Source organism: Geminocystis sp. M7585_C2015_104 (assembly GCA_015295805.1).
Taxonomy (GTDB): domain Bacteria; phylum Cyanobacteriota; class Cyanobacteriia; order Cyanobacteriales; family Cyanobacteriaceae; genus DVEF01.
Genome location: DVEF01000096.1, coordinates 38,192 through 46,148, shown reverse-complemented (window position 1 = coordinate 46,148; position 7,957 = coordinate 38,192). Strand labels below are relative to the sequence as shown.

Sequence of the window (7,957 nt, the reverse complement as noted above, 5' to 3'; positions counted from 1 at the left end):
GGATGGGGGGGCTAGATTGTTGGAAGCTTGGCAGGGGCAGCTAATAAATCCTCCTAAGTGGCTAATTGGCTTTTCTGATGTGACTAGTCTGTTATGGAGTTTGTATCGTCAGGGGATTGTAAGTCTTCATGCCCCGCTTTTGACTACCATTGCCCACGAGTCAGAGTGGTCATTGAATAGGCTTTTTGACTATCTGGAGGGAAACGGATTGCCGCCTTTGAGGGGGAAAGGCTGGGGGGGAGGCAAGGCAAAAGGGAGACTGTTGCCTGGCAATCTCACCGTAGCCACTCATCTGTTGGGCACCCCCCTTTGTCCGGACCTTAGAGGAGTTATTTTGGCTTTAGAAGACGTCCAAGAGGCCCCCTATAGGATTGATCGCATGTTAACCCAGTGGCGACTAATGGGCATTTTCTTGCAGGTGAGAGGCATACTGTTGGGGCGTTTTAGTGGCTGTAATTTCCCCCGTGAAGGTGACAGTTGGACTGTAGAGGAAGTATTGAGGGATAGACTGGGAGATTTGAATATCCCTATTATTAGTGATTTGCCTTTTGGTCATGATGGCGACAACGCCTGTCTGCCGGTGGGGGGATTGGTAGAAATAGATGGGGATGAGGGGGAGGTGCGATTTTTGTAAAAGAGGGAATAGAAATTAAAAAGCCCCCTACTAGGGGCAGTGGTTGAGTCTTAGAGATGGTAATACTCACACGGGTGACATTTACAGAGGACAATAATAGCTAAACGGAAACATCACTCAATTCCCGGGTGAGGTGATCAAAGGGGGAATCGATAAAACTGGTATCTTCGATTCCCTCTTGGGCTGCCATTTCCTTTACAATCTCCTTCATTATCTGAATACCACGGACAGTGGGGCCAATGGGTACACCTAGGGAGTTATAAGTTTCTTTTAATCCCTGTAAAACCCTTTCGTCCAAAACACTATTATTACCGGCCACTAGGGCATAGGTGGCATAACGAAGATAATAATCCATGTCCCTGAGACAGGCGGAATAGCGACGAGTGGTATAAGCATTGCCGCCAGCACGGATTAACTCGGGGATTTCCTCAAATAGCCGACGAGAGGCGGACTTTACAATATCGGCAGAGTTACCGTTAATCATGGCGGCCACTTTCACCCTAGCGGTGCCAGATTTGAAGTATTCTTTTAGAGTATCCAGGGCATCACGATCTAAATAACGCCCTGTCACGTCGTAATTCTTAATAAGACTGGTGACAGCATCCACTAACATTTTTTTTCTCCCTATATAAGCCAACCAGGAAATAATTAGTTTTTAAAATCCGGCCCTCTCCCCACTGACTGAGGCGGCCATTGCCTATATTTTAGAATGGTAGATGGTATGGACAGCGAAACCATTATCTTATTTGTTGGCGTCTGTTGATTAAGAAAAGTATAAAATCTTTACATGGCATTGAAAAACCATGAGGATTCCTAAACCGTTGCGTCAGTTTGTCTCCCATCTACTGGCTTTGGTGGTGGGAATGGGGTTGGCCCTTGGGGGAATGACACATTTAACTGCCCAGGCCCTGGTAGATGAAAGCAGTGTTGCTCAACGTAATATCCCCCTTACAGAAGAGAGTTTTGTCACTAGGGCAGTAGAAAGGGCAGGCAACGCCGTAGTGCGCATTGATACGGAAAAGATAATAACCCTCCGTCCTGCTTTAGATCCCTTCTTGGATGATCCCTTTTTCCGCCAATTCTTCGGGGATAGGTTTCGAGCCCTGATACCCAGAGAGAGAATAGTGCAAGGGTTGGGTTCGGGTTTTATAATTGACAAAAACGGTATTATTCTGACCAATGCCCATGTGGTGAGTGGGGCTGATAGAGTGACTGTAACACTCAAAGATGGTAGGAAGTTCCAGGGCACAGTCTTAGGAAAGGATGATGTAACAGATTTGGCGGTGGTAAAGATAAACCCCCAGGGGCAAAAATTACCTGTTGCCATCCTCGGAGATTCTGACAAAGTTAAAGTGGGGGATTGGGCTATTGCTGTCGGAAATCCTGTAGGATTGGATAATACAGTCACTTTGGGGATTATCAGTACCCTCAATCGCCCCTCCTCCCAGGTGGGGATTCTGGACAAGAGAATTGATTTTTTACAAACGGATGCCGCCATTAATCCTGGAAATTCAGGAGGGCCATTACTGAATGCCTGGGGAGAAGTAATCGGCATTAACACTGCCATTCGTGCCGATGCCACCGGTATTGGTTTTGCTATCCCCATCAACAAGGCTAAGGAGTTAACCCCTATTCTGGCGGCTGGTAAACAGGTACCACACCCCTACATCGGCATTCAAATGGTGAATCTTACACCAGAATTGGCTCGTCAAAATAACCAAGATCCAAACGCCAGCTTTTATCTGCCGGAAATAGAAGGGATTTTGGTAGTTAATGTACTGCCCGACTCCCCCGCTCAAGCCGGTGGTATGCGTCGTGGGGATGTGATCATTAGGGTGGATAATCAGCCTATCAAGGATGCTACCCAGTTGCAAAGATTGGTGGAAAAAAGCAAAATCAACCAAACACTCCGTTTTACCGTCATTCGCAACAACCAACAACTAGAACTGAATATCAAGACTGCCCAACTTCGCTCTTGAAATGCCCTTAAACCCCGTGCCACCCCCGGTAGGGGGACATTTCTCCCTCTGCTGACTCCCAGGCCACAATTTGTTTTATTGTTGTTATTGTAAACCCTTATCCTTGCGGTAGATATAAATGAAACACACGATATCAGTCCTAGTAGAGGACGAGGCGGGGGTATTGACTAGAATCGCCGGCTTGTTTGCCCGTAGAGGTTACAACATCGAGAGTTTGGCGGTTGGACCTGCCGAACAGGAAGGGATTTCCCGCATTACAATGGTAGTGCCGGGCGATGAGAGGACTATTGAACAGCTCACTAAACAGTTGAACAAGCTGATTAATGTTATTAAGGTGTCGGACATAACGGAAGTGCCCTGTGTGGAAAGGGAGTTGATGTTGGTAAAAGTACATGCCAACAGCAGCAACCGGAGTGAAGTGTTACAAATAGTTCAGATATTCAGGGCTAAGGTGGTGGACATATCTGAAGATACCCTCACCCTAGAAGTGGTGGGAGATCCGGGCAAGATGGCGGCCATAATCTCCATGTTAACCAAGTTTGGCATTAAAGAAATTGCCCGCACCGGCAAAATAGCTCTAGTCAGGGAGTCCGGCGTCAACACCGAATATCTCAAAACCATGGATTCTGTGGGCAAAGTCTCCGCCAGTTAAAGGGGTAAGAGGAAAAAGGGGGCACTCTTACCCACAGCATCAATGCTACTAATCTCTATCAATTCCCTAGTCGCGACGGTTTAGGGCAATTAGGAGACGGAGAATGAAAATAAAGAGATTGATGTAGGTCAAATACATGGAGAGGGCCACACTTAAATATTGGTTGTCCCTGTAAGTCCTGGGTAGCACATAGAAGTCTACCACAGAGGCCCCCACAAACAAAAGCACACCCAACCCAGAAATCCCTACTTCTAGCCAACTGGGGGTATAAATGCCGAAAAAGGAGAACACCAGTTGTAGCAACAATACTACCAAAAGGGCCACCATTCCCAGTCCCACGGTGGCCCCCAATGCCCATCCGTCCTCTTTACTCAGATTCGTGCCTATGTTTCTTGCTACTACAAAAGTAATTCCACAACCTAGAGCGGCAAGGGCAACCCCGTTAAAACCAACACCCTCGGTACCGAGAGCTACAAACACAATACCACTTAGAGTATAACCACTAAGGGTACTATAGAGGGCAAGAAGCGGCAGAGCGTTGGCGTTATTCCCCCTTTCGGCTACCCCACTGGCAATGAAGAAGAGAATAAACTCGGCAATAATAGCCAGCCAGAAGGTGGACATGAAAAGGCTAGGGTTGGATTGTATTATGCCCAAGCCTCCATAAACCCCCACTGCGGTGAGGACTAATCCCCCTCCTAAGTAGGGCAGGGCCTTGTCTATCACATTGGGGCCCACTAGCTCGCGGTTTCTGGCCTTTTCAATGGCTTGTCGGAAATCACTGGTCGTGGCCATATTCCCTCCTGTTTTACCTTTCACCTCTATTTTATCCCGTCAGTCCAGGTGGAAAATCCCTTGGCTGACAATAACACATTCTCCTTTTACCCTTATATCTTTTGTTTGTCCAGCCTGTTTAGTAGCAATCACCGTAATTTTACTGGGTCTTTCCATCTCCACCCCCTGAGTGATTTGCCATTCCCATCTACCATCTGTTTCTGGTTGCAGTCTGGCTAAATAGGCTCCAAGGGCGGCGGCTGCTGACCCCGTGGCCGGATCTTCTTTTATACTCAATAGGGGTGCGAACATCCGTACTTGCCATTGTCTGTCACTCAAGGGCACACAAGGGTAAAGGTGAGGGGCCGGGGATTTAGCCAAAATTTCCTGCCAAAAAGGATAATTGATTCTGGCGCGGGAAAGGGCAGAGGTACTGGCAAGGGGTACAATCAGAAAGGGTAGGCCAGAGGATACCGCCTGGGCGGTAAAACTAGGGTGCAGATCTTCCTGAGAAAGAGACAGGATTGCCGCCAGCGTTTCCCTTGGGGGCACATAGTATAAAAAATCAGGAATACTGGGAGTGGTTAATTCGGTTGCTATTACTTGTTCCCCCTGTCTATAGATTTTTACCGGAACTAGTCCTATCTGTTCTTCTAAAATCAGTTGTGTGGAATTGGATTTGTCTAGGTAGGCCAATAAAAAGGCAGTGCCAATGGTGGGGTGTCCTGCAAAAGGAATTTCTCCCGCGGGGGTGAAAATACGCACCAGATAATTGGCATTTTTATGGGAAGGGGGAAAGACAAAAGCAGTTTCAGAAAAGTTGAATTCCCTAGCAATTTTGGCCATTATTTCTGTTTTTAGGCCAGAGGCATCAGGAAAAACTGCTAGTTGATTTCCACAAAAAACTTTATTGGCAAATACATCCAGGGTATAAAAGTTAAATCGCATATAATGAAAGTGGGTATTATTTGTTTTCCGGGTTTTGGAGGGGGTGTAAGGAGGTTTGTATTTCTATAATACTCAGTTAAAACTGTTAACATCATATGGGCGGCTATAATAGGTGCATCAATGACAGGGTTCTAATGTTTTTGATAATTAAAACTAGTTTCTCACATTACTAGTCTGTCAACTGGATCTATTGGCTATTCTTTCACACACCCATGATTATTAGTTATTGTCTCAATCCTAACTGCCCTCAGCCCAGAAATCACCCCAAACTCAAAAAGTGTTATACCTGTGGTTGGAATCTGATTCTAAAAAATCGTTATCGAGCAATCAAGGTTTTGGGTAGGGGGGGTTTTGGCACCACTTTTATTGGTGTAGACTTGACCATTACTGGCAATCCTCTTTGTGTTATAAAACAACTACGACCAAGTACAGACGACCCCCAAGCCTTCAAAACTGCCCTTAGTCTGTTTGAAAGGGAGGCGAAAACTCTAGGACAAATCAATCATCCCCAGATACCTCGTCTATTTGATTATTTTGAAGAAAACGGACATTTTTACCTGATTCAAGAGTTGATAAATGGCCAAAATCTACAAAAAGAAGTAAAGGATGAGGGAGTATACGGCGAGTTGGCTTTAAGAAGATTTTTGGCAGAAATCACCCCTGTTATACAATACATTCACTCCCAGAAAATAATTCACCGAGACATAAAACCTGCTAATATTTTGCGGCGGAAAAAGGATGGGAAACTGATACTAATAGACTTTGGAGCAGTAAAAGACGAGGTAAATACTCAACTGGCAAAAACTTATGGCCAGACGGCTTTAACTAAGTTTTCTGTGGGCACTATGGGTTATGCCCCCCCCGAACAATTGGCCATGCGTCCAGTGTATGCCAGTGATATTTACGCCCTCGGTGCCACTTGTCTTTACCTATTAACCGGAAAGTCTCCTAAAAATTTTCCCATTCACCCGGACACCGGCGAGTTGTTGTGGCAAAATGAGGTTTCCTTGAGCGACAAAATGGTGAAAATCTTAGAGAAGATGTTGGCCATTAACACAAAGGACCGTTACAGAAATGTTGAGCAACTGATGGAAGATTTAGGGATTGAAAATCTGGAGGGAAATATGGTAAAAATCCCCATGGAATCTGGGGTGAACACCGGTATAACCTCTTTGCCAAAAACAGACCTTAGTGTTGGTGGTAACCCCAACACAGAGATTAGCAAAACCGTTTCCCCAGAAGAACAATTAAGGAAAGCCATAGAGAAACGAAAAGAAACTGGCAAGAAAATCGCAATAAAGTGGGATGAGTACAGGTTTATTACAGCTCTAAAAAATGGGAAAAGAGACTTTAGTGAACAGGATTTACAGGGTTTGAATCTTGAGGGGGAAAAACTGAGCAGATGTATATTCCGTTACAGTCAACTCCAAGGGGCTAATTTGAGTCAAGTTCAAGCATGCCAAGGGAATTTCTATGGGGCCGACCTGACCAATGCCAATTTTAGCAAAGCTAACCTGACACAGGCCTATTTTGTCAAGAGCAATCTCCAGAATGCCAATTTTAAGGGAGCCGATTTGACCAGTGCCGATTTTACCAATGCTGACGTTACCAATGCCAATTTTTGTGGCGCTAATCTGAAAAATGCGAAAATAAACCGCGAACAACTGAAAAAAGCAAAAGTAAATGCCTTTACCACTTTCCCCGATGGCAGTCACTTGTGGTGGAAGATATTTTGATGGGCAAAACTTGCCGGCAAAAAGATCAATTTAGGAAGGTTTTATATTAAAATTCAGCAGAGATATTACCCATTTTCTTTGCCAATCTTATGAGTTATTCGAACACAAAAAAGGTATCTGTAGGCATTGTAGGGGCGTCAGGATACGGTGGAGTACAACTGGTGCGTCTTTTGTTAACTCACCCCCAGGTGGAAATAACATACTTAGGAGGGGAAAGTAGTGCCGGCAAGGAATATGGAGACTTATACCCCCATTTACACCATAGGTTGAAAAAGAAAATTGAGCCCATAGACTTAGATACTATTGCCTCCCGTTGCGAAGTAGTATTTTTGGGACTTCCTAACGGCTTGGCCTGTAAAATGGCGCCAACTCTTCTGCAAAAAGGTTGCAAAGTGTTGGACTTGTCTGCAGACTATCGCTTTAGGAATTTGGAGACCTATAGGACTTGGTACAATACAGAGAGGGATGATGGGGAAACGGCGGGTAAAGCGGTATACGGTTTACCAGAATTGTACCGCGAACAAATCAAAAATAGTGTTTTGATAGGTTGCCCGGGATGCTACCCCACTGCCAGTCTATTAGCCTTGGCGCCGCTGTTGAAACAGGGGTTGGTGGTACCAGACAGTATAATCATAGACGCCAAATCAGGCACTTCTGGCGGTGGCCGACAGGCCAAGACTCATTTGCTTTTGGCAGAAGCGGACAATTCCCTTGGGGCATATGGGGTGGCTAAACACCGTCATACCCCAGAAATTGAACAAATTTGCTCAGATTTGGCTCGCCGGGAGGTAAAAGTACAGTTTACACCCCACTTGGCTCCCATGCCCAGAGGAATTCTGGCCACTGTCTATGGTACCCTAACAGATCCTGGCTTAGTGACAGACGACCTTATTACCATTTACCGCGCCTTCTATCGCAATAGTGTGTTTGTGGCTATCCTGGATAGGGGAGTCTATCCCCAGACTAAATGGGCCTGTTATACCAATCTGGCATACATAGGTTTAGAGGTAGACCCCCGTACTGGCAGAGTAATAGTAATGTCTGCCATTGATAATCTCATCAAAGGACAGTCAGGACAGGCGGTTCAGTGTTTTAATTTAATGATGGGATGGCCAGAAGAGTTAGGGCTGCCTACTCTAGCATTTTACCCCTGAAGGGGGACGGGGTTAGTCTCCCAAAAATTCTCCCTTCTACTCTTGCATTATGGACAAGGCAGAGACATGACTTCCCTCTG

At 45.7% G+C, this 7,957-nt stretch carries 8 protein-coding genes; 5 read left to right on the top strand and 3 right to left on the bottom strand.

The features are described from left to right. Positions 1-634, top strand: a 634-nt coding sequence (locus IGQ44_11905) for an LD-carboxypeptidase (protein ID HIK38679.1), incomplete at its 5' end; no start/stop codon positions are given. A 100-nt stretch (positions 635-734) separates the two neighbouring features. On the opposite strand, the gene apcB is transcribed toward IGQ44_11905, so the two are convergent. Beyond that, positions 735-1,247 (bottom strand): allophycocyanin subunit beta, encoded by a 513-nt coding sequence (apcB, locus tag IGQ44_11900; GenBank protein HIK38678.1) that lies wholly within the window; start codon positions 1,245-1,247, stop codon positions 735-737. Positions 1,248-1,437: 190 nt separating this feature from the next. Here apcB and IGQ44_11895 point away from each other — a divergent pair, with 190 nt between their 5' ends. Together IGQ44_11895 and ilvN are read left to right on the top strand one after the other, a co-directional pair. Beyond that, positions 1,438-2,613 carry a trypsin-like peptidase domain-containing protein gene (locus tag IGQ44_11895; GenBank protein HIK38677.1) on the top strand — a complete coding sequence of 392 codons (1,176 nt, stop codon included), beginning with the start codon at positions 1,438-1,440 and terminating at the stop codon, positions 2,611-2,613. Positions 2,614-2,731: 118 nt separating this feature from the next. Then, positions 2,732-3,265 (top strand): acetolactate synthase small subunit, encoded by a 534-nt coding sequence (gene ilvN, locus IGQ44_11890; GenBank protein HIK38676.1) that lies wholly within the window; start codon positions 2,732-2,734, stop codon positions 3,263-3,265. A 66-nt stretch (positions 3,266-3,331) separates the two neighbouring features. On the opposite strand, the gene IGQ44_11885 is transcribed toward ilvN, so the two are convergent. Together IGQ44_11885 and IGQ44_11880 are read right to left on the bottom strand one after the other, a co-directional pair. Continuing rightward, complete coding sequence (locus tag IGQ44_11885; protein ID HIK38675.1) at positions 3,332-4,060, bottom strand: US12 family protein; 729 nt, start codon at positions 4,058-4,060, stop codon at positions 3,332-3,334. A gap of 39 nt (positions 4,061-4,099) precedes the next feature. Beyond that, on the bottom strand, positions 4,100-4,987 hold the full coding sequence (locus tag IGQ44_11880; GenBank protein ID HIK38674.1) for a PhzF family phenazine biosynthesis protein: 888 nt from the start codon (positions 4,985-4,987) through the stop codon (positions 4,100-4,102). A gap of 212 nt (positions 4,988-5,199) precedes the next feature. Between IGQ44_11880 and IGQ44_11875 the strand changes: the two genes are divergently transcribed. Together IGQ44_11875 and IGQ44_11870 are read left to right on the top strand one after the other, a co-directional pair. Next, positions 5,200-6,723 carry a pentapeptide repeat-containing protein gene (locus IGQ44_11875; protein ID HIK38673.1) on the top strand — a complete coding sequence of 508 codons (1,524 nt, stop codon included), beginning with the start codon at positions 5,200-5,202 and terminating at the stop codon, positions 6,721-6,723. An 89-nt stretch (positions 6,724-6,812) separates the two neighbouring features. Then, on the top strand, positions 6,813-7,877 hold the full coding sequence (locus tag IGQ44_11870) for an N-acetyl-gamma-glutamyl-phosphate reductase (GenBank protein ID HIK38672.1): 1,065 nt from the start codon (positions 6,813-6,815) through the stop codon (positions 7,875-7,877). Positions 7,878-7,957: the final 80 nt, after the last annotated feature.

Excerpts from the sequence above, each read along its gene's own strand:
- apcB (HIK38678.1), bottom strand. The coding sequence starts at position 1,247 with ATGTTAGTGGATGCTGTCACCAGTCTTATTAAGAATTACGACGTGACA.
- IGQ44_11895 (HIK38677.1), top strand. The coding sequence starts at position 1,438 with ATGAGGATTCCTAAACCGTTGCGTCAGTTTGTCTCCCATCTACTGGCT.
- ilvN (HIK38676.1), top strand. The coding sequence starts at position 2,732 with ATGAAACACACGATATCAGTCCTAGTAGAGGACGAGGCGGGGGTATTG.
- IGQ44_11885 (HIK38675.1), bottom strand. The coding sequence starts at position 4,060 with ATGGCCACGACCAGTGATTTCCGACAAGCCATTGAAAAGGCCAGAAAC.
- IGQ44_11880 (HIK38674.1), bottom strand. The coding sequence starts at position 4,987 with ATGCGATTTAACTTTTATACCCTGGATGTATTTGCCAATAAAGTTTTT.
- IGQ44_11875 (HIK38673.1), top strand. The coding sequence starts at position 5,200 with ATGATTATTAGTTATTGTCTCAATCCTAACTGCCCTCAGCCCAGAAAT.
- IGQ44_11870 (HIK38672.1), top strand. The coding sequence starts at position 6,813 with ATGAGTTATTCGAACACAAAAAAGGTATCTGTAGGCATTGTAGGGGCG.